This window comes from Siminovitchia terrae (assembly GCF_003605405.2).
GTDB classification, from domain to species: Bacteria; Bacillota; Bacilli; order Bacillales; family Bacillaceae_C; genus Siminovitchia; species Siminovitchia terrae.
This window is the reverse complement of sequence record NZ_QYTW02000031.1, coordinates 1-18,572: the sequence shown is the minus strand read 5'-3', so window position 1 is coordinate 18,572 and position 18,572 is coordinate 1. Positions and strand designations below refer to the sequence as shown.

The 18,572-nt window shown below is 43.4% G+C and carries 18 protein-coding genes and 1 riboswitch; of the genes, 8 read left to right on the top strand and 10 right to left on the bottom strand.

Going from position 1 to position 18,572, the window contains the following annotated elements; genetic code table 11:
* Positions 1-44: 44 nt before the first annotated feature.
* The gene (locus D5F11_RS21855; RefSeq protein ID WP_120118239.1) at positions 45-3,221 is read right to left on the bottom strand and encodes a DEAD/DEAH box helicase; all 3,177 of its coding nucleotides are present in this window, start codon (positions 3,219-3,221) and stop codon (positions 45-47) included.
* Between the two features lie 341 nt (positions 3,222-3,562).
* On the opposite strand from D5F11_RS21855, the gene ytxJ reads away from it, so the two are divergent.
* Positions 3,563-3,901, top strand: coding sequence for a bacillithiol system redox-active protein YtxJ (gene ytxJ / locus D5F11_RS21850; protein ID WP_120118240.1), 339 nt, complete (start codon positions 3,563-3,565; stop codon positions 3,899-3,901).
* Between the two features lie 102 nt (positions 3,902-4,003).
* Here ytxJ and D5F11_RS21845 read toward each other — a convergent pair whose 3' ends face one another.
* A complete protein-coding gene (locus tag D5F11_RS21845) occupies positions 4,004-5,302 on the bottom strand; it encodes a Zn-dependent hydrolase (protein ID WP_245998290.1) in 1,299 nt (432 codons plus the stop codon).
* Positions 5,303-5,455: 153 nt separating this feature from the next.
* Here D5F11_RS21845 and D5F11_RS21840 point away from each other — a divergent pair, with 153 nt between their 5' ends.
* The 3 genes from D5F11_RS21840 to D5F11_RS26910 are packed head-to-tail and all read left to right on the top strand — an operon-like array spanning position 5,456 to position 6,459.
* Positions 5,456-6,079: a flavin reductase family protein gene (locus D5F11_RS21840; RefSeq protein ID WP_120118242.1), complete on the top strand. Its 624-nt coding sequence runs from the start codon at positions 5,456-5,458 to the stop codon at positions 6,077-6,079.
* Between the two features lie 47 nt (positions 6,080-6,126).
* Positions 6,127-6,288, top strand: a complete 162-nt coding sequence (locus D5F11_RS26915) for a hypothetical protein (RefSeq protein ID WP_185830849.1) — start codon at positions 6,127-6,129, stop codon at positions 6,286-6,288.
* Between the two features lie 6 nt (positions 6,289-6,294).
* Positions 6,295-6,459: a hypothetical protein gene (locus tag D5F11_RS26910; RefSeq protein WP_185830848.1), complete on the top strand. Its 165-nt coding sequence runs from the start codon at positions 6,295-6,297 to the stop codon at positions 6,457-6,459.
* A gap of 216 nt (positions 6,460-6,675) precedes the next feature.
* Here D5F11_RS26910 and D5F11_RS21835 read toward each other — a convergent pair whose 3' ends face one another.
* The 6 genes from D5F11_RS21835 to D5F11_RS26905 all read right to left on the bottom strand — a co-directional run bounded on the left by D5F11_RS21835 (position 6,676) and on the right by D5F11_RS26905 (position 12,140).
* Entirely contained in the window at positions 6,676-8,298 is a 1,623-nt protein-coding gene (locus tag D5F11_RS21835; RefSeq protein ID WP_120118243.1) for a Na/Pi cotransporter family protein, read from the bottom strand.
* A 774-nt stretch (positions 8,299-9,072) separates the two neighbouring features.
* Entirely contained in the window at positions 9,073-10,086 is a 1,014-nt protein-coding gene (locus tag D5F11_RS21830) for a ThiF family adenylyltransferase (RefSeq protein WP_120118244.1), read from the bottom strand.
* Complete coding sequence (locus tag D5F11_RS21825) at positions 10,083-10,850, bottom strand: thiazole synthase (RefSeq protein WP_120118245.1); 768 nt, start codon at positions 10,848-10,850, stop codon at positions 10,083-10,085. The genes D5F11_RS21830 and D5F11_RS21825 overlap by 4 nt, the downstream gene beginning before the upstream one ends.
* 3 nt (positions 10,851-10,853) lie before the next feature.
* Positions 10,854-11,054: a sulfur carrier protein ThiS gene (thiS, locus tag D5F11_RS21820; RefSeq protein ID WP_120118246.1), complete on the bottom strand. Its 201-nt coding sequence runs from the start codon at positions 11,052-11,054 to the stop codon at positions 10,854-10,856.
* A gap of 5 nt (positions 11,055-11,059) precedes the next feature.
* Positions 11,060-11,677, bottom strand: coding sequence for a thiamine phosphate synthase (locus D5F11_RS21815; protein ID WP_126646656.1), 618 nt, complete (start codon positions 11,675-11,677; stop codon positions 11,060-11,062).
* A gap of 75 nt (positions 11,678-11,752) precedes the next feature.
* Positions 11,753-11,861: riboswitch (TPP riboswitch) on the bottom strand.
* A gap of 120 nt (positions 11,862-11,981) precedes the next feature.
* Positions 11,982-12,140, bottom strand: a complete 159-nt coding sequence (locus D5F11_RS26905) for a hypothetical protein (protein WP_185830847.1) — start codon at positions 12,138-12,140, stop codon at positions 11,982-11,984.
* 332 nt (positions 12,141-12,472) lie between these two features.
* Between D5F11_RS26905 and D5F11_RS21810 the strand changes: the two genes are divergently transcribed.
* Entirely contained in the window at positions 12,473-13,489 is a 1,017-nt protein-coding gene (locus tag D5F11_RS21810) for an LLM class flavin-dependent oxidoreductase (RefSeq protein ID WP_120118247.1), read from the top strand.
* Positions 13,490-13,589: 100 nt separating this feature from the next.
* Here the strand turns inward: D5F11_RS21810 and D5F11_RS21805 are convergent, their stop codons facing one another.
* The gene (locus tag D5F11_RS21805) at positions 13,590-14,132 is read right to left on the bottom strand and encodes a phosphatase PAP2 family protein (RefSeq protein ID WP_120118248.1); all 543 of its coding nucleotides are present in this window, start codon (positions 14,130-14,132) and stop codon (positions 13,590-13,592) included.
* A gap of 136 nt (positions 14,133-14,268) precedes the next feature.
* Positions 14,269-15,822, bottom strand: a complete 1,554-nt coding sequence (locus D5F11_RS21800; RefSeq protein ID WP_120118255.1) for a gamma-glutamyltransferase family protein — start codon at positions 15,820-15,822, stop codon at positions 14,269-14,271.
* 437 nt (positions 15,823-16,259) lie between these two features.
* Between D5F11_RS21800 and chrS the strand changes: the two genes are divergently transcribed.
* From chrS to chrA, 3 genes are all read left to right on the top strand, one after another.
* On the top strand, positions 16,260-16,751 hold the full coding sequence (gene chrS, locus D5F11_RS21795) for a chromate efflux transcriptional regulator ChrS (protein ID WP_120118249.1): 492 nt from the start codon (positions 16,260-16,262) through the stop codon (positions 16,749-16,751).
* A 99-nt stretch (positions 16,752-16,850) separates the two neighbouring features.
* Positions 16,851-17,462, top strand: coding sequence for a chromate efflux transporter ChrB (gene chrB, locus D5F11_RS21790; RefSeq protein ID WP_120118250.1), 612 nt, complete (start codon positions 16,851-16,853; stop codon positions 17,460-17,462).
* On the top strand, positions 17,462-18,004 hold the full coding sequence (gene chrA, locus D5F11_RS21785) for a chromate efflux transporter ChrA (RefSeq protein WP_120118256.1): 543 nt from the start codon (positions 17,462-17,464) through the stop codon (positions 18,002-18,004). The genes chrB and chrA overlap by 1 nt, the downstream gene beginning before the upstream one ends.
* Positions 18,005-18,572 lie beyond the last annotated feature (568 nt).

Genomic DNA, 18,572 nt, shown 5'->3' with positions numbered 1-18,572 from the left:
TGCATAAAAAAACAGCCATCTAATGACAGCTGTTAACATTCACCTTACATACTTAATATTTCCTTAATATCGTCTTCCGTTAAACTGGAAAGCATTGTTTCTCCCGGCTGGATGACCTGTTCGATCAATTCCCTTTTCTTCTGCTGTAATTGATAAATTTTTTCTTCAATCGTTCCTTTTGTAATCAATCGGATCACCTGAACGACATTTTTTTGCCCGAAACGGTGGGCTCTTCCTGCAGCCTGGTCTTCCACAGCAGGATTCCACCATAAATCGTAGAGAATGACCGTATCTGCTGCCGTGAGATTCAAACCAGTGCCTCCCGCCTTCAATGAAATGAGAAAAATGGACTTTTCTCCATTATTGAACTGCTCGCTCATGCTCAGACGTTCCTGCGGAGGTGTCTGTCCGCTCAAGTAAAAGTGCGGGTAACCAGCCTGAATCAGCTCTTGTTGAATAATCTCCAGCATGCTGGTAAACTGAGAAAAAATTAAGAGCTTCTTCCCATTCTCAATGGAGGACTTGACTGTCTCCATCAACTGCTCCAGCTTACCAGACTTGCCTTCGTAATTTTCAAGAAAGAGCGATGGATGGCAGCAAAGCTGGCGTAGACGTGTAATGCCTGCCAAGATTTTCATCCGGCTTTTTTGGAACCCATCCCCTTGCAACGAGGCAGCTGTTTCTTTCTGAATTCGCTGCAGATAGCCCACATACAGCTCTTTCTGTTCCTTAGACAGTTCGGTAATATGCGTGGATTCGATTTTTTCCGGAAGCTCCTTCAATACATCAGTTTTCAGCCGGCGCAAAATGAACGGCTTGATAATATGGGCTATTTTTTCCTGATCAAGTTTTTTAAAATCCTTCAGACCTGGAAACAGCCCTGGCATGATAGCCTGGAAGATTCCCCATAGTTCATCAACCGAATTCTCAATTGGCGTCCCGCTTAATGCGAATTTGCGCGTTGCCCGAATGCTCCTAACAGCGGCAGCAGACTTCGTCGTGTAATTCTTGATAAACTGGGCTTCATCCAAAATAAGCGTATGGAACTGCTCGCTTTTATAAAGGTCGATATCCTGTCTAAGCGTGGAGTATGACGTAATGTAAACATCTGCGGAACCCGCCTCCAGGATTTCTTCCCTCTCCTCCCTCGTCCCAGCCACAACAGCTGTCCTGATTGATGGGGCAAACTTATTCCACTCACTCTGCCAGTTGTAGATTAATGAAGCCGGCGCAACGACCAAATGCCGTGCCCCTTCCAGTTCCGATAAAAGATAAGCGATGCTTTGCAACGTTTTACCCAATCCCATATCATCCGCCAAAATGCCACCTAGATGATAGTGGGACAAAGAACGGAACCACTGGTATCCAGTTTTTTGGTATTCCCTCATTGAAGCCTTTAATCCTTCAGGTAACGGAAAAATTTGCTCCTCCGGCTTTTTCAGGTGATCAAGCAGTTTTTTAAAAGATGGGTCATAATGCTTTTCCGTCCGGAGCGCGTCATCCACCTGAACGCCGCGGTAGATTGGAACATGGACGGATCCCTGTTCCAGCTCGTCTTTCTTGATACGCAGATCCGTAAAAAGTTCCTGCAATGATTGGAATTCATCCGTCTCAAGCGATAAAAAAGCACCGTTCCTCATCCGGTAAAAACGCTTTTTCTCGATAGCGTTTCTCATAATATCGACGATCTCTTCATCGTCAATCCCATCAAGTTGGAAGCTGATTTCCAGCAACCCCGCCGACTCTTCTGTATTGATGCTCGTTTTGGGAACAGGCTGTTCCAAGGAAATAATTCGACGGATATCGTCCGTAAGAAATAACTCGCACCGCTCTCCAAGCGCCGGGAGGATGAAAAACAGAAATTCATAAAGCTCTTCCTCCTCCAACTGGAGATGCAGCTCTTTTCCGTTATATTTCATTCCGGCGTTCTCGATGATATTCATGATTTCCTTCTCTTTTTCTACATCCCTGATCAAAATTTTCCCCGACTCTTCATGCTGATAAAAAGGGTTGACCATGATGCCGCCATAATCATACTCAAGCTTTGTCTTGATTGTATCCTCTTCCAGATCAATATAAGCTTTTGCTGTCAGCGGAACTTGGATAATCTGTTCTTTTACCTTTTCAGCTACTTGAACAGTGCCCAGCTTTTTAAGCCGTGGTAGAACTTCGGACACAAAAGCGTCCGCCTGATCCGCAGCAATGGATATCTTGTTGTTTTTCATTCGTATTTTTAAAATTTTATCGATGAAGGGAAGAAGATCAGGCTGCGGAAAATAAATGTCTCCATTTAAAAAGACGAACTCATACGGTCCCATATACATTGCATTTTCAATATCAGGAAGCAATAATTCAAGATCGCTTTCAGTGTTTTTACCAAGCTCATATTGGAATGGAAATTCTTCTTCGATGATTCTGACTCTATCAAAACTCTTGGAACCCAGCTTTCCAATCATTTGCCTCTCCGTCAATTTTTCTAGTAATGAACGGGCAAACAATGGAGGGATCATCACAGATCTTGAGGTCGAATAAATGGACGGGTTCAAATAGTAGGACTTGATGCCTTCAGCATATAACTTCTCGTTTTCAATGATCAGGTACAGCTCATCCAAAATAGCCCTGTCCGCCTGGTCTATATCATGCTCTTCCGGGATGTAAGTAAATTTTTTGGTAAAAGGGTGCTCACGGCCGTCCTTAATATTTTCAATAAACTCTCCCACATCACGTACTACATACGCATGATCTACACCTGCCCTCAACTCTACAAAAAACGCCTGTGGATTAGAAAAATCACAGTGATATTCAATTTTTAACGGTTCGCTCCCAAAAGACGGAATAACTTGTTGAACAGAGGTACCATCATCAAGCAACTGGAGCAAATCCGCTGCTTCATGATATTTACCGCCATATGAGGCTCCCCTTATTTGCTTCATTTCATCTTGTTTTTCACAAATTTCAAGCATAGCCGCTACAATATGTTTGCACTCATAATATTCTTCAAACGCTGGGCAATCACAATATACCGCAACATTTTCCGGAAGCTCACTTAGATTTACTTCCACCAGATAGGATTGATTCCCTTCCACATACGTGCGGCAGATCCCACTCTCATAATCAAAAGTCAATTTTCCGACCCGGCCCTGGAAATAATATTCCCTCCCCCGCCTGTAGGCGGTCGGATGAAACATTTCTGCTACTTGGTTCTTCTGTAAAATTGCCAAATCGCAATAAACCCTTCTTTCTATCCGGATAATTGTTACAGCTTTTATGTTAAAAGTACATCTTATCTATTTTATCATATATTCAGACTCATACATAATTGAAAACGCGCTCCGAAATTTTACGGATACAAAGCTCTATTCTGTTGATGTGACCGTAATGCCCTGTAGAATCAAAGGTAAATATTGGTTGCAAACTTACCTAAATCGAGGCCGGATTCCCTAATAAACGGAGGGAAAGCAATAAAGATGATGGATGAAGAAAATTTTGGGATAATAAGAAAAGTGGAAGCGCCCACTCAAAGCTTCAACTCTCACTTTTCAATTACGGAAGGATGGTCATGATGTCAGAATTAAAACAAATTACATCTGAATCAGAATGGAAAAGCCTTTTGGAGGATTCAAACGAGAAACCTGTATTTTTGTTCAAACATAGCACAACATGCAATGTCAGCGCTGATGCCTATAAGGAATATCAGGAATTTGAAACTGACCTGGACAAATATTTTTTGACTGTAAGCGAAAGCCGTCCAGTTTCAAATCAAGTAGCTGAAGATTTAGCAACAAAGCATGAATCACCACAAATTTTCCTTTTGATTGATGGAAAAGCTGTGTGGAACACCTCCCATTGGAATATTACTGAGAAAAATATGAAGGAAGCATTAACAGAGCATATAAAATGAGGTTGAGACAACCCCAAATGAATAGACCGCATGAAATCAATGTAAAAACCTTGATTTCACGCGGTTTTTTCACACGAATCGTACTAGCTTATGTCCCAGCCTCTAATTATTGGCTAGCTGTTTCAACGCCTCTTTCATTACTTGAACTCCACTTACACAATCCGAAAGGAAAGTCCATTCTTCTGGTGAGTGACTTTTTCCGTTATGGCTTGGAACGAAAACCATTCCGGATGGAACGTATTTTCCCATAATCATCGCATCATGGCCTGCGCCACTTGGAATAGTGATTGTTGTTAACCCACTCTTTTCAGCCGCGGAACGAATAATATCCTGAATTGTATCAGGAACAATAACTGGCGGAATTTTGACTTCTTCTTTCATTTCAACAGATAGCCCTCGTTTTTGGGCGATCCTTTGCGCCGAACTCTTCAAAGCCTCAAGTATTTTATCCCGAGCATTTTCATCGATATCTCTTGCATCGACCATCAATTCTGTTTTGCCTGCAATCACATTTGTTCCGTTGGGAAAAACATGCATTTTTCCGACAGTCGCAACAGCCGTTTCGCTGTACTTTCTCGGTATTTTTTCTACTGCCAGTATAAACTCGCCGGCCGCCGCCACCGTATCTTTCCGATACTCCATCGGTGTGTTTCCTGCATGATCTGTTTCACCATAAAAGACAAAAGACATCCAAACAGGTCCAGCAATTCCATTTACAACCCCGATATTCTTCTCTTCCGCCTCCAATCTTTTTCCTTGCTCAATATGCAATTCCAAAAAGGCATGGATTTCATCCGGATTCCGGAAAGCCGAAGAAATATGCTCAGGGTCAAAGCCGTTTTCTTGCATCGCTTCATATAATACATTTCCATTTTTGTCCTTGAACCTCTTCAAGTCTTCTTTTTTCACTTCTCCCATCATCGTCCTGCTCCCAAACAAGCTGTTGTTAAACCTTGCCCCCTCTTCGTCGACAAATACAACAAGCTCAATAGATCTTTTCAATGGGATGTTGGACTGGATAAGCGCCTTTATAGCCAGCAGGCTGCTTACACACCCGAGCGGACCATCAAAAACGCCACCATTTGGGACGCTGTCCAAATGAGAACCTGTCAACACTACAGGCAATGCCGGTTCTTCCCCCTCAAGCCTTCCTAATAAATTTCCAATCGCATCCTCTCTGACGGTAAGACCTATTTTTTTCATCCACTCGCTGAACAGTTGCTTTGCCTGCCTTTCCTTATCTGTATAAGGAAAACGGGATACTCCCTCCTCTTCTGTTTTACCGATTTGCGCAAGCTCAGCCAGCTTTTCCGCCAATTCAGTCGGATCAATTCCTTCATACGAGGGACATTCGTTTAATTCTTTCAGCAATCGTTTTTTTGAAAAAACTTTTTCCATCATCCACACCGCTTTCTTTCAGTGAGATCGTGTTTATATATTAAGAATAGCTGATGCCAAGTAGTTGGACAAAAGATATATATTCTCTTTTTACTGGGGCTTGTGTACAATTGAAAAGAAAACTAGTCGGAATATTTCAAGAAAGGTGGATTTTCCATGATCACCCTGGATCCAAATGAACTAAAGGACAGAGAAAAGTACAAACTGTTAACCGGGGCCATTGTTCCACGACCGATAGCGTTTGTCACAACCACTTCTACTGTAAATGGAACGGTGAACGCAGCACCATTCAGCTTTTTCAATATCGTCAGCAGCGACCCCCCGATCATTTCGCTATCTATTGGAAGGCGAGCAGGAAACACTATGAAGGACACTGCACGTAATGCAGTAGCAAACGGCGAGCTCGTCGTCCATATCAGCACGGAAAATCTCATTGAAGATATCAATGAAACGGCCGCCTTGCTTCCCGCAGCGCGAAGTGAGTTGGAGTTAACAGGCCTTAATAAAGTAGACAGCACAATAGTTAGCGTCCCAGGTATTTTAGAAGCAAAGGTACGATTTGAATGCCGGCTTGAGCAGCATCACGAAATCAAAAATGACCATGGGAACACCGTAACTGATTTTCTTATGGCTCGTATCGTTTGTATACATATAGATGAAACAGTATATGATCCGCAAAAGGGCTATGTTTTTACCGAGACATTGCGTCCTGTTGCCCGACTTGCCGGGAGCAACTATGCGGAGCTCGGAAAAATATACAGTCTCATCCGGCCTGAATAATTTTTCCATCATGATGGGGACAATAATTCCAGAAGGAGGGTCCCCCGATGGAAAGAAAGGATCATGAGCAGCATCAGCGACTTTTCAAGTTAAAAAGAAAATCCAAGGAAGAAGTGTTGGAATGGAGCCCGACTGGGTACGGGTTTATAGCATCCGTTCCACAAGATAATGCAGAAACAGGTTCTGAGGACTGTAGCTGGAAAGGATGAAAATGAATGAAGAAGTGGAATGAAGAAGCAGTACCAAACAACAATATGACAAGCGCCGATATTGAATATACCATAAGGAAAAACAAGGAAAACCAGGAATTTTCCGAAGAACTCGCAGATGGCGGCGAAAGAAATGAACGATACGAAAAGCAGAAAAACAAAGAAAGTTAAAAAGCGGCAGGCCGGGCTTCCCCTGTCTGCCGCTTTTTATATCAAATGCGCCTTGGCGTATTTGCGCCCAGAATTTATCGAGCTTCCACTGAAAATCTGTGGCATTCGCCGGAGGCTTTAACTTTATTCAGCCGGGGTTTGAACCCCCACTGAATGGAATACCAATAGGCATTCATCTCACCACTTACAAAAGTGGGAGACTTCTGCTGAATGAAGTTAAATATCCCCAATGACTGCCTGTGCAATGTTAACAGCGTGATCCCCAATCCGTTCAAGGTTACTGACGATATCCACATAAACAATTCCGGCCGTACCCGTACAAAGATTGTCATTGAGCCGCTGGATATGCTTTTTACGCAGATCCCGCTCCATTTTATTAATCAGTCTTTCATTAGCAAGCACTGCTCCTGCTTTAGATTCATTATCCTCCTGCAAGGCTTCAAGCGCCTGACGAAGAGTGGAGGAAGTCAGCTCAAACATTCTGTCTAAATCATTGACAGCCGATTCGGAAAACTTCACTTTATTATTGATCTGGCTGTCAATCAGTTCCATAATATTTTCAATATGATCACCGATGCGCTCCAGGTCCATCACCGTATTTAAAAGTGAACTATGTGTTTTTAAATCCTGATCGGACAAAGAGTGATAAGATATTTGGACCAAATAATCCGTAATCACCTTATCTAGATTGTTCAGAGCGTCTTCAATTTGCGGAAGAAGCTCACGGTGTTTCTTTTCTTTTGTTTTATAATAATCCACTACTTCTTTAAGCCCTTGCTCGGTCAGTTCACCCATGCGAAGAACTTCCTTCTTTCCCTGTCCAAGAGCAACAGACGGAGATTGCCGGATAAATTTTTCACCCAAATGAACCGGTTTGTGTTCGATCATCTTATCCTCGCCCGGTACGAGCTTCGTCACAATCCAGGCCAAGACAGCGATGAATGGAAATTGAATGATTGTATTCGTCACATTAAAGGTTCCGTGCGCAAAAGCGATTGTCATCTTTGGATTCAAGCTCATTGTTGCCTGCAGGTATTCAATCAGATTTATAAATGGAATAAATAAAATTAAAACAATAATAGTCCCTATGAGATTGAAAATAACATGGGTCAGCGCAGCCCGTTTTGCTGCAACAGAAGCTCCGATAGATGCCAAAACGGCTGTTATCGTCGTTCCAATATTGTCCCCGAACAAAATGGGCAAGGCTGCATTCAAGCTAATGGTCCCTTGATCAAATAGCGTTTGAAGAAGAGCAATAGATGCTGATGAACTTTGGACGATAACAGTAAAAATAACACCGACCAGCACTCCAAGAAGTGGATGATCACTGAGACTTACTGTTAAATCAGTAAAAAATTCTGCACCGCGAAGCGGCTTCATCGCATCTCCCATAAGACTCAAACCGAAGAACAGCGCCCCAAAACCAAAAAAGACCGTTCCAATATTGTTGACTCTATGGTTTTTGAAAAAGAAAATCAAAAATGCACCAAGTGCAATAATCGGCAAAGCATAATCAGAAATATTAATCCCAATAATAAAAGCCGTGACAGTTGTTCCGATATTGGCGCCCATAATGACCCCAATAGCCTGCCTTAATGTCATAAACCCTGCCGTCACCAATCCGATAGTCAAAACCGTCGTCCCAGAGCTGGATTGGATGAGAACAGTGACAATAATACCTGTCAGCACCCCCATAATTGGTTTCGTCGTAAAACGGTCAAGCAAATCCCGAAGACCGTCTCCAGCCACTTTTTGGAGTCCGTCACCCATTGACTTAATCCCATATAAAAAGATGCCTAGCCCTCCAAAAAACATGAAAAGCAATGTTTGCAAATCCATTTCTTCAGCCCTTTTTTCACGTCTATCGACATTATTTATCCTTAAATAATACTAATGAAGAAGGATTAAAAAGTAAACAGAACCCAATGTAAAGAATTTGTTACAAGAAAAGCGGAGGGCGGCGGCAAGGGGCGACAAGCGCTGGAGGGCAAGCCAGTGAAGTCGTTCTTTGACTTCATTGGCTTGACCGAAGCGACCTCGAGCCCCTGCCGACCGCAGCTGGACAGCAGAAAAGCGGAAGCGCTCGTTTAGCGACGTACAGACTGGACGATTCCTGACGAGATAAAGGAATAAGAAAAGCGGAGAGTGCCTGTTTATCGGCGACAAGCATAAGACGAACGCAGAAGAAGGCATAGTTTGCCTTCGACAGCGTTTGGCTTATGACCTCGAGCCGATGGCACTCGCAGCCGGACAACACGGCGAAGCCAAAGGCCGCCTCAAGTCGCCACATCCTATGTCTTCGGTGGCACTAGGACTTCCTGTCCGTCGGAGCCGATGTTGACTTATTGTAGGAAGGAGGAGGAAGTCTGCTAGTCGCTGAGCGCTGGAGCTGGACAACAAGAAAAGCGGAGGGCGGCGGCAAGGGGCGAACCGAAAAAAGTTGTTCGCACGATTAATTGCTGTATTCGCACGATTTTTTCTTTTTTCGCACGATAATCTTGAATTTCGCACAATTGTCAGGAGGAGAAGCTCCCCTCCAAAAGAAAATGACAAACGGGGTTCCTAACACACCAAAAAAGAGCATTCCTCAAGCAGGAATGCTCCCGTTCACTTTCAACCCAATAGTTGGGCCGCAACACTTTTAGCCTGATCAACATTCTTCGTTCCGTGCACAAGCATCCGCCCATCCCGGAATAAAACAATGCGATGACCTTCATATTCACAGGCAATCAAATGAATATTGGAAATCAAATTACTCACAATCGGACGGATGGATTCGCCCAATGATCTGAGTTCTACAATCCGTTTTCCCGGAAATGTGAGCTGCACGGTGTCCCGCCCGCATAGAACAGCTGTTTTTGTTTGGTTTTCCCTCGATAAAAATGGATACTCTGCTCTCTCAGAGCAACTGGGACAATTACGGCGGCGAAGGGACGTTACATCAATTGTCGCCTGATCTCCTTTCCAAAGATCAAAAGATTTCAACCTATGATCCACTTTTTCTCCGACGATGTATTTGAAAACATTCGTCACCTGATGAGAAGCAACAACCTGGACAATCGGACTGATTACCCCTGCCGTATCGCAGGTCAGCGTTTGCGGCGGCAACGTGTCTAGCAGGCAATGGAGACATGGGTGTTCTCCCATCCCAATGGCATAGGTCAAACCATAGCTTGCCACAACCGCTCCCATAAAAAATGGGATACCGGCTTTTAAAGCCGCGTCGTTCATTAAAAGTCTTGTTTCAATATTATCGGTCGCATCCACGATCAGGGTTTTCCCTTTAACTAATTCTTCAGCGTTTTCAACCGTTACATCTGCTGTAAAAGCTTCAACTTCGATCAGGCTATTCACTTTTCCTAAACGACGTTTCGCCGCAACTGCCTTGGGAAGCTTGTCCATCACATCCTGCTCTGTATAGAGCTGCTGCCTTTGCAAGTTTGTCCAATCCAGAATGTCCCGATCTACAATCGTTAGCTTTCCAACGCCGGAGCGAACAAGCATTTCCGCGCTTGCCGACCCAAGCGCCCCTGCCCCGATAATCAAAACATGGGCTTGGCCAATCTTCTTTTGGCCAGCCTCTCCTATCGGTTCAAATAATTCTTGCCTCGAATATCGTCCGTTCAAGTTGGAAGCAACCCTTCCATCGGGCTGCTCGCCACCGCGTAATCCCGCTCATCGATTCTTCCCGCTTCAAAGCCAAGACGTCCAGCTTGAATCGCCAGCTTCATGGCTTCAGCCATTTTTACCGGGTTTTTTGCACCCGAAACAGCAGTATTCAAAAGAACTGCATCAGCTCCGAGCTCCATGGCATACGCGGCGTCCTTCGGCGAGCCAATTCCCGCATCAATAATCACCGGCACTTTTGACTGCTCTATAATAAATTTCAAATAAAGCGGATTTAAAATTCCTTTTCCTGATCCGATTGGCGATGCTCCTGGCATGATTGCATGTACACCTATTTCCTCCAGCCTTTTCGCCAATACCACGTCATCTGAAGTATAGGTGAGTACAGTGAAACCTTCTTCTAACAGCTTTTCCGAAGCTTTCAACGTTTCAACCGGATCCGGCAGCAATGAACGGTCACATCCAATGACTTCTACCTTCACCATATCACACAGCCCAGAAGCTTTGGCTAGCTTCGCCGTTCGGACAGCTTCCTCGGCGGTTTTTGCTCCTGCCGTATTCGGAAGCAGAGTATATTTAGATAAATCCAGCATTTCTAGAAAATTGGGCTGAGAAGGTTCAAATACATCCATCCTTCTCACTGCAAAAGTAAGAATCTCCGCTTCTGAAACCCGAACCGCTTCTTTTTGAACCTCGAAAGACGGATATTTTCCCGTCCCCAGCAGCAGTCTTGATTGAAAAGATTTATTTCCTATTTTTAACATCTTTCATCCTCCTCCGACAAAATGAATCATTTCCACTTCATCTTGATCCCTTATCGAGCGGTCATAATTTTCTTTTTGAACAATTTCCTTATTTACTTCAACAATCACGATACGCTCAGAAAGCTCAAGATGTTCAAGTAGCTGCTGAACATTTGTGACATCTTTTGGGAGTACATATGAGTTTCCATTTAACGTGATATCCATTGCATTCAATTCCTTTCAACTGAATGATAATATCGGCATGCGTCACGGTATTCTTCCGCAGCCCTGGCAGGATTGGCATGATCGAATATGGAGGACATGACTGCAATCCCTTTTATGCGAATTTTCCTTAGTTCCTCAACATGGCTCGGCTTGATGCCGCCAATCGCATAAATATCAGACGGAACTTTTTCTGCAATCTTTTTCAGCTCCTCAACTCCGCGTCCTGGTTGACCTTTTTTACAATCCGTTTCGTATACATGTCCATATAAAAGCCAATTTGCTCCTGACCGATGTGCTTTTTCAGCTTCCTCAAGTGAATGAATCGACCTTCCTGCTTGTAAATTTGGAAAACAAAATTGCACTTGCTCCAATGTTAAACCGTGAACTGGAAGCTGTACTTTATTAATACCAGCCACCACTGCAACATCCACCCTATCATTTATAATCAGCTTTTCTTTATTGAAATTTGCGGTGTTCAGCTGGTCAATCAATTTTACATACTCAATGGCCGATTTAGTCCGCTCTCTAATAATGAAGTGGTCAACAAACGGCTCAACCTCAACCATCATACGAGAGAGCCTGTCAACACTATGCCGACCATTCGTGACTGCGATCAGTTCCAATCCAAACCCACCTCCCTTTGCACTAAAAAAGCCACCTTCCTTATTAGGAAAGTGGCTTGTTAAAAGCTGGAACGATAAATAAACATAGCACTTCCCTACGCAGGCACGAACCTGATCAGGTCATAAGGGTATCAGAGTTCCACTCTTCTCTCAGTCCTTTTTAAGGATTCCCCTAGTGTTTCTCACTATAAAATTGTACTTGGTGACATCGTAACATGGATCAGTAAATAATGGAAGTGATCAAATATTCATAACGGAAAATTCTGAAGCCCTCACAAACTAAAATTCCGAGGGTCAAGCGAAATTAAAAAGAATCGGAAACCTCTGCCAGTATCAAATACGCCTTGGCGAATTTGCGCCCGGATTTTATCGAGCTCTGCTCGATAAATTCCTCTGAAAATCTGTAGCATCCGCCGGAGGCTTTGACTTTATTCAGCCGGGGGAATGGAATACCAACAGGCATTCATCTCACCACTTACAGATGTGGGAGACTTCTGCTGAATAAAGTTAAAATCCAATTCCGTCAACCCCTGTACTCTAATTGTATAAAGGGGTGATACTGTATCCTTTCCACTCTCCCCAATCATTTTCACAAAAAACATTCTCTAAAAACTGCATTCGAACAATCCATTTTTCATCCGCAAGCTTCTATCCTGTAACCGGACATCCATTTCTGAACCTCTTGCTCAGACAAATTCCCCAAAAAGTTCTCCTCCCGAATAAGTCACATAAATGGAAAATCACTTATAAACAATTTATCATTTCCCATAAGAAAACTATAAGGAGTGATTGTATTTGAATTCCTCGTCCTGTAAAAAGTTTAACGGAATCCCATTGTCTGTTTTGGATTTGGCACCAATCACCGAGGGCAGTACTGCCTCTGAATCATTTAAAAATAGCGTTGAGCTTGCACAGCATGTTGAAAAATGGGGATTTAACCGCTACTGGCTTGCGGAGCACCACAACATGCCAGGCATTGCCAGTTCAGCGACCTCCGTAATCATCGGACATATAGCCGGAGCGACAAAAAACATACGGGTTGGAGCCGGCGGCATCATGTTGCCCAACCATGCAACACTTGTGATCGCTGAGCAGTTCGGGACATTAGAGTCTCTTTATCCGGGCCGCATCGATCTTGGGCTTGGAAGGGCACCCGGAAGTGACCAAGCTACCGCTTTTGCTTTGCGGAGGACATTGAACAGGGGAGCGGAAGAATTTCCGCAGCAATTAGAAGAATTACAAAACTATTTCAGTGAGAATCCAGTTGGCCATGTTCGCGCGTATCCTGGTAAAGGACTGGATATTCCCATATGGCTGCTTGGATCAAGTGATTTTAGCGCAAGCCTTGCTGCTAACAAGGGACTCCCTTTCTCTTTTGCAAGCCACTTTGCGCCACAATACACAATCCCTGCATTAAGACTGTACCGTGACAACTTTGTTCCTTCAGATACACTGGAAAAACCTTATGCGATGGTAGGGGTAAATGTGATTGCAGCCGACAGCGAAGAGCGTGCCCAATGGCTTGCCACATCTCAACAGCAGCAGTTTTTAAGCCTAATTCGAAATATGCCTTCCCAGCTAAAGCCGCCAATAGATGACATCCACAAGGTCTGGTCATCTTTTGAAAAATCATCAGTGGAACAGACTCTTGATTCAGGATCAACGATTGTTGGTACTGCTGATACAGTTAAACAGAAACTCCAGGAGTTTATTAACAAAACCAAAGCGGATGAAGTCATTATCAATTCGCAAATCTTCTTCCAGGAAGATCGCCTGCGTTCTTATGAAATATTGGCTGATATGATGGGGTGACTCAGCCTTCAATGAGATAAATAAATCGGATTAGAAACAATTCCTCTCCTGAACTAACAGAGCTGGGCTCCCAGTGGTTACCTGGAGAGGAAACCTCCACTCATATGACCATCACAATCGAATGTAAATATACCGTGATCACCCCAACCCCTACACCGATAAAAGCACCGGCCAATACGTCCGAAGGATAATGCAGACCAATATATATTCGCGACAAACCTACAATACCTGCAAGACAAAACAGGTAAATAGCCATCGATGGCATATAAAGCATAAAGGGCGTAACGATTGAAAAAATAGCCGTTGTATGCCCGGAAGGAAACGAATAATCTGTAAGCCGTTTAGAAATCGTCTTTGTTTCTGGATAGGTTAGATACGGCCGATTTCTTTGATACATTTTTTTAATTATCGAGACAATGATATGACTGACCGTGAGGGCGATTAAACTGTCAATTGCCCAAAATGAGTAGGGTGCAGGAGCGGACATAGTGAATAACAGCGCGATCGAAATCGTACATGTTGCTCCACCTAAATGAGTAAAAGACCGAAAAAATGGATCTAAATATTTATGATGACAGGAATGGTTAATAAAATTGAACAATGCAAAATCTTTTTGATGGAACCATACGGCTAGTCTGCTCATATCAGGAAACCTGCCTCCTTTTTATATTCATTATAAAAAGGAATTGTTTTGCTGATATTAACCAATTATTAAGTTTTTGTATGGTTTATCGCACGCAAAAAGTGTATTCCCACATGAGCAGGAATACACTTCATTTTTACCAAGCTGCTATCGCACCATCGGTCCTTGATTCTGTACCGGCCACCATCACGCCAGTTTCCGGATTTCTCCATATAATCTGCCCACGTCCAAAATTATTTGTTTCAACGGCAATCCGGATGTCGTGTCCCTGGAAAGCCAATGCTTCAGCGAAGTGATGCGGGAAGCGATGTTCCACTTCGACCGTCTTTCCTTTGATCCACTGCCAGCGCGGCGCATCAAGTGCTGCCTGCGGATGAAGCCCGAAGTCAATCGAGTTCATGATAACCTGGACATGTCCCTGTGGTTGCATAAACCCACCCATGACTCCAAACGGTCCAACAGCTCGATCTCCTTTTGTCAAAAATCCCGGGATAATCGTATGGAATGTCTTCTTTCCTCCTTCAAGTGCATTCACATGATTCGCGTCCAGACTAAAGTTGTTTCCGCGGTTTTGCAAAGCAATTCCTGTGCCAGGAACGACCAGCCCCGAACCGAATCCATGGTAGTTGCTTTGAATAAAGGAAACCATATTTCCTTCCTTATCAGCAGTCGCCAAATACACAGTTCCACCAGTTGACGGCTCGCCCGGTTCAGGCATGCATGCTTCTGTCGTAATTAGCTTGCGCCGTTCTTTTGCGTACGCATCGCTCAAAATGTCCCGCACGGTATATCTCATATGCTCTGGATCTGTAACATGCTTATATCCATCTACATAGGCAAGTTTCATCGCTTCAATCTGCTTGTGGTATGTTTCAAGCGATTCTTTTCTCGTAAACTCAAAACCTTTTAAGATATTCAAAGCCTGAAGGGCTACAATCCCCTGCCCATTCGGAGGAATTTCCCACACATCGTACCCGCGGTAGTTGATGCTGATCGGATCCACCCACTCCGCTTTGTACGCAGCTAAATCTTCCTCTGTAATGAACCCTCCTGTCTCGCGCGCAAACGCAGCGATCTTTTCAGCAATTTCTCCCCGGTAAAAAGATTCACCTTCAGTCTCCGCGATTGATCGTAATGTATCAGCATGTCCCTGGGATTTCCAGACCTCGCCAACAGAAGGAGCATAGCCATTCGGAGCAAAGGTATCAAACCAGGGCTTAAACTCGTCACCCTCCAGCTCATCGGAAAATTGCAAGAACGCTTTGCGCCAATATCTGCTTAACGTAGGCGAAACAGGGTAACCCTCTTCCGCATATGTAATGGCTTGTTTCAGTACTTCTTTTAACGGCAGCTTCCCAAATCTCTTGGATAGCTCCACCCATGCTCCGGGAGCACCCGGTACTGTGACAGGAATCCAGCCATATTTAGGCATCTCATCATGGCCTAGCTCTTTCACTTTCTCAATAGAGATGTTTTTAGGCGCCCGTCCGCTGGCATTTAAACCATGAAGCTTTCCTTTTGTCCACACTAAAGCAAAAGCATCCCCACCGATTCCGTTTGAGGTAGGCTCGCATACTGTTAGACAAGCCGCTGTTGCAATCGCCGCATCAATGGCATTTCCGCCTTTTTGTAATATTTCCAGCCCTGCCTGTGCTGCAAGCGGCTGTGATGTGGCGACTACGCCATTCATGGCATAAGCCGAGTTCCTTGTAATGGGATAAGGATGTGATAAATGGTCGAAAGTGATCAATAGACTCTCTCCTCTATAAAAAATGTAAAAGATTCCTATCTTCAAAACGTTATCAAAAAAGTCCAAATTCCACTTTATTCTATGAAATTTTAAAAATATTGTCAATACAAAGCTAAACAAATCGAAAATAATACCCTTCCTATCCCTTCATTAAATAACAAAATCATCTTTTATACTTTCATTTCGTCAGTTTCAAGAACATGTTAAAATTCAATACGTCTGCGAATGCAACTATTATAATTATTACGAAACAATTACATTCATTATACATTGATTTTGAATGTAAAATAGATTATAGTTAGTCATATCGAAAGGTATTTTTAAAAAACGCAAACTATTCGAAGGTAAAGCCTACATTAACAAAAGGAATGTGGTAAATGAAAAAGAATAATGATTTTGATGCAAACAATATGCCCGCCATGAAACTGAACGAAACAGATAAAAAGATTATTGAAATATTGTTGGATAATGCCCGGATTTCGTACACTGACCTTGCCAAGGAAATCGGATTGTCCAGAGTTGCTGTTCAGTCCCGCATCCAATCACTGATTGAAGCCGGGGTCATTGAGCGTTTTACGGCTGTGGTGAATCCGACTAAAGTGGGTATTCAGGTTTCAGCTTTTTTCAATGTGGATGTCGAACCGAAATATCTGGATGAAATTGCCGAAAAGCTCGCTTTGCATCCAGCAGTCACAAGTCTTTACCATATGACAGGACCCAGCACTCTGCATATGCATGGGGTCTTTAAAAACATGAAGGAAATGGAAGAATTTTTGCTTGAAACGTTATATTCCACAAAGGGAATTATGCGCGTGGATACCCAGATGCTTTTAAAACGCTATAAGAGCAGAATGGGGCTTAAACTATAAGAAAAATTCCCGGGGGTACTTAGAAAAGCTAGACCCCGTTGAGTTGAAAAGAGTCAATGCACCTCTGAAAAACTATGGCGATATAACAGGAGGGATTAAATGGATGTTAAAGGATACGCCGCAATTTCAGGCGCCATGTTGCGGGCTGGAATATTCGGTTATGGAGGAGGACCTTCCGTCATTCCTCTGTTCCGTCATGAAGCTGTAACCCGCTATAAATGGATGACAGATCAAGAATTTGGCGAACTGTTGGCATTCGCCAATGCTTTGCCGGGGCCGATCGCCACGAAACTAGCGGCACAGCTCGGCTACCAACAAAAAGGAACGGTAGGAGCCGTTGTGGCCATCCTAGCCCACATTTTACCTACAACCATTGCGATGGTCGCTTTACTAGGTGCCCTATATGCTATGAAAGAATCAGTAATTGTCGCAGGAATGATTGCAGCTGTCAGACCGGTTATCGCTGTCCTTCTCGGAATTACCGCTTATGAATTTTGCGCGAAAACTTGGGGAGGGCTTGGAAAAGTGATCGGTGTTGGCTTTGGAATCTTTTCTTTCTTGCTGCTTGGCATATTAGACGTTCATCCGGCCATCGTCATCGTAGCCTTTCTCGCATATGGCACTATCCATATCAAAGTATTTGATTGGGCTAACAAGAAATGGGGCAAGAAGGAAAATATGAGGGAAAAAAGCGGGGGAATATCATCATGATGATTTATTGGGATTTATTCTGGGCTTTTTTTGTCGCCAATATATTGGGTTACGGCGGCGGGCCCGCAACCATACCGTTAACGCAGCAACAGGTAGTGGATCATTACGGTTGGATGACAAATACAGAGTTCGTTGATATGTTAGCCGTAGCCAATGCCCTTCCCGGTCCCATAGCAACAAAAATTGCTGCATTTGCCGGCTATCAGGAAGCTGGCTGGCTTGGGCTCATTGTCGCAACAATCGGCACGGTAGCCCCATCAGCTATTGCTATTATTATATTATTGAAGATATTGAATCACTTTAAACAATCATCTGTTGTAAAAGGAATGACGATGCTAGTGCAGCCTGTGATTGCCGTTATGATGATCCAGCTCACTTGGCAATTCAGTTCCGTCTCCTTCGACTCCATCGGCATATGGCAATCCATTTTTATCGGCGTCATTTCGTTAGTCGCTATTGTCTGGTGGAAAATCCACCCCGCAATCATGATCGTGGTTGCTTTTGTATATGGAGGAGTTGTATTGCCGTTTTTAATGGCTTAAATATCAATAGGGGCAATGAATGCCCCTATTTGTGTTATTCAGCTTTTCATCCTCTTTCATTCTTATCTATTATATGGAGAACTAAAAACCTCTGGAACCTTATTCTTATAAGACAGCTTTCTCCTTCTAAAAAGTAACACGAAAAAGAGGAAGGTGAATATCATGCCAACATCAATCAAGCTTAAGGAAATCCTTAACGAACGTGAATTGACACGTATGACAGGGTTTATCTATCGACATTTAGGAGTTAATTGAGGTGGAGTAGTCCTCTTGCTATAGTCATCGTTCTATATGCGTAAAAGTTGCGAAAAATTTAAAAGGATGGAAATTGAAGGTATTGTATTTGAAAATATAAATGGTGATAACGGGTGATTTTATTATAATTTACTGCAATAATAAACATTAAATAGGGCATACGTTTTAAAGGATTGTACGTACTAAATAATTTGTTAAAAAGTCATATAGGGCTTACAGGGTTTGTCAAATAAAGTGTGTAAGTACACTTTATTCAAGGTACCTTAAAACCCTATCTTTCAGTTCGTCGTGAAGGAGTAGTTGGTTCCTGACC

Bases quoted from the DNA above. Each gene is read 5' to 3' on its own strand.
- ytxJ (WP_120118240.1), top strand. From the start codon at position 3,563: ATGTCAGAATTAAAACAAATTACATCTGAATCAGAATGGAAAAGCCTT.
- D5F11_RS21845 (WP_245998290.1), bottom strand. From the start codon at position 5,302: ATGATGGAAAAAGTTTTTTCAAAAAAACGATTGCTGAAAGAATTAAAC.
- D5F11_RS21840 (WP_120118242.1), top strand. From the start codon at position 5,456: ATGATCACCCTGGATCCAAATGAACTAAAGGACAGAGAAAAGTACAAA.
- D5F11_RS26915 (WP_185830849.1), top strand. From the start codon at position 6,127: ATGGAAAGAAAGGATCATGAGCAGCATCAGCGACTTTTCAAGTTAAAA.
- D5F11_RS26910 (WP_185830848.1), top strand. From the start codon at position 6,295: ATGAAGAAGTGGAATGAAGAAGCAGTACCAAACAACAATATGACAAGC.
- D5F11_RS21835 (WP_120118243.1), bottom strand. From the start codon at position 8,298: ATGGATTTGCAAACATTGCTTTTCATGTTTTTTGGAGGGCTAGGCATC.
- D5F11_RS21825 (WP_120118245.1), bottom strand. From the start codon at position 10,850: ATGTTAAAAATAGGAAATAAATCTTTTCAATCAAGACTGCTGCTGGGG.
- thiS (WP_120118246.1), bottom strand. From the start codon at position 11,054: ATGGATATCACGTTAAATGGAAACTCATATGTACTCCCAAAAGATGTC.
- D5F11_RS26905 (WP_185830847.1), bottom strand. From the start codon at position 12,140: ATGCCTGTTGGTATTCCATTCCCCCGGCTGAATAAAGTCAAAGCCTCC.
- D5F11_RS21805 (WP_120118248.1), bottom strand. From the start codon at position 14,132: ATGAGCAGACTAGCCGTATGGTTCCATCAAAAAGATTTTGCATTGTTC.
- D5F11_RS21800 (WP_120118255.1), bottom strand. From the start codon at position 15,822: ATGAATGGCGTAGTCGCCACATCACAGCCGCTTGCAGCACAGGCAGGG.
- chrS (WP_120118249.1), top strand. From the start codon at position 16,260: ATGAAAAAGAATAATGATTTTGATGCAAACAATATGCCCGCCATGAAA.
- chrB (WP_120118250.1), top strand. From the start codon at position 16,851: ATGGATGTTAAAGGATACGCCGCAATTTCAGGCGCCATGTTGCGGGCT.
- chrA (WP_120118256.1), top strand. From the start codon at position 17,462: ATGATTTATTGGGATTTATTCTGGGCTTTTTTTGTCGCCAATATATTG.